Source organism: Actinomyces sp. HMSC075C01, from assembly GCF_001812965.1.
In the GTDB taxonomy this organism is placed as follows: domain Bacteria; phylum Actinomycetota; class Actinomycetes; order Actinomycetales; family Actinomycetaceae; genus Actinomyces; species Actinomyces acetigenes.
Genome location: NZ_KV810951.1, coordinates 916 through 2,578 on the forward strand (window position 1 = coordinate 916; position 1,663 = coordinate 2,578).

At 59.6% G+C, this 1,663-nt stretch carries 2 protein-coding genes; both read left to right on the forward strand.

Annotation, left to right across the window (positions count from 1 at the left end):
* A partial coding sequence (locus HMPREF2883_RS02050) for an ABC transporter permease (RefSeq protein WP_141758999.1) occupies positions 1-1,157 on the forward strand: 1,157 nt, incomplete at its 5' end.
* Positions 1,158-1,245: 88 nt separating this feature from the next.
* The gene (locus tag HMPREF2883_RS15820; protein WP_075371452.1) at positions 1,246-1,452 is read left to right on the forward strand and encodes an actinodefensin; all 207 of its coding nucleotides are present in this window, start codon (positions 1,246-1,248) and stop codon (positions 1,450-1,452) included.
* Positions 1,453-1,663: the final 211 nt, after the last annotated feature.

Below are 1,663 nucleotides of genomic sequence, written 5' to 3' on the forward strand. Positions count from 1 at the left end.
TCAGCCTTCCTCTGCTCGTCACCGCCATCATCGGCTTCATCGGCAGAGTCAGCGGAGATACTCGACTCCCGGTACTGCAGCTGGCCACACGCAACCTGGCCCGCAACTCCGGGCGGTCCGCCGCCACCGCCGCCACGCTCTTCGTCTGCGTCCTGGTGGGATCAGCGCTCTTCGTCGGCCTGTCCTCCTTGAACGCCTCCTTCGACACCATCCTATATCACAGCTCACCCGTGGACGCCAAAATCTTAGGCGTCACACCGCAAACCGATACCGCACAGCTGACGAAGCAAGTCAAAGCAGTCAACGGCATCAAGGACGTCACCTACGTCCCCTCCCTCGACCTGACCCAGACCATCGACGGAGAATCGGAGGACATCACTGTCGACGTCATCGACCTCAAAGCCATCGCCCCCATCGCACGGTCCACCAGCGGCCTGGAGGGCCTTGACGACAAGACCCTCATTGTGGGCGGCATCTATGACATTCCGGATGGCTCCACAGTCACCCTGACCGGGGCAACCGGAAGTGTTGAGCTGAAGGCTCGCGTCCAGGAAGGGTGGGGAGCCGTGGTCAACCCGGCAGTGGCCCAGCGCCTCAACGGCAACACCCCCACCAACGCCACCATGTGGGTTCGCTCCACCGGCAACTCCATGACACCCAATACCGAGCACGCCCTTACTGCGGCCATCCGCGGTCAAGAAATGATGGTGAGCGGAAGCGCCGCCGCCAGCGAGCAGATGTCAACCATGTTCAATAAATTATCCCTAGTCATTTACTTGGTTCTGGGCGCCGCTCTCGTCATCGCCTTGTCCGGGCTGGCCAACACCACGGACGTCTCGGTCCTGGAACGCATTCGAGAGATCGGGGTCCTGCGCGCCACCGGCAGCCCTCGCTCAGAGATCAGAAACCTCATCGTCACCGAAGGAACACTGCTCGCATTCGTCGGCGGGACACTTGGACTCACCATAGGAACACTCCTCGGCGCAGCAGGAGCGCTTTCGGTAGTCGACAAATCATATGGAGTGAGCGTGAGCATTCCCTACTTCACTCTGATCAGCATCAGCATCATCACCCTCCTCGTCGGCATGACCGCCTCGCTGAGGCCCGCCAGGAGAGCCGCCTCAGTGCCGCCGGTCATGGCGCTCGCAGAGGACTGATCACATGCCGAAGATTCGAAAGCACTCCCCTGTCCGAAAACAGCTTCCTCATCCCACACACAGAACTCACATGAAGAAGGAGAACTACATGGAACTGTTCTCCCGGCGCTGCACATCACTGAGCGACAGCAGATTCAGCGACACCATGAACGCTGAGACCCGCAATCCCCTCGAAACCAGCGATTGCTTCGCCTGCCCCTTCAACGAGCATCAGTGCCACAACCACTGCTTGAGCACGGGATATCGCGGAGGATTCTGCGGAGGGTTCGCTGCCGCCACCTGCCGCTGCCACTAACTCCCATCACGTGCGGGGCCGCTTCCAGAAATTTCTGGAAGCGGCCCCGCACCTCATGCATCGACAGCACTCGACGACGCCATCAAAAAATAGCACAGGTCCACACAAGAACACTCCCCATTTACGTCACTCCTCTTACGGATGACAGGAAGGAATATTTCCTACCTTCGGTGAGTATTTCTGTGCGAGCCACCCCCATAGAGTGACACCA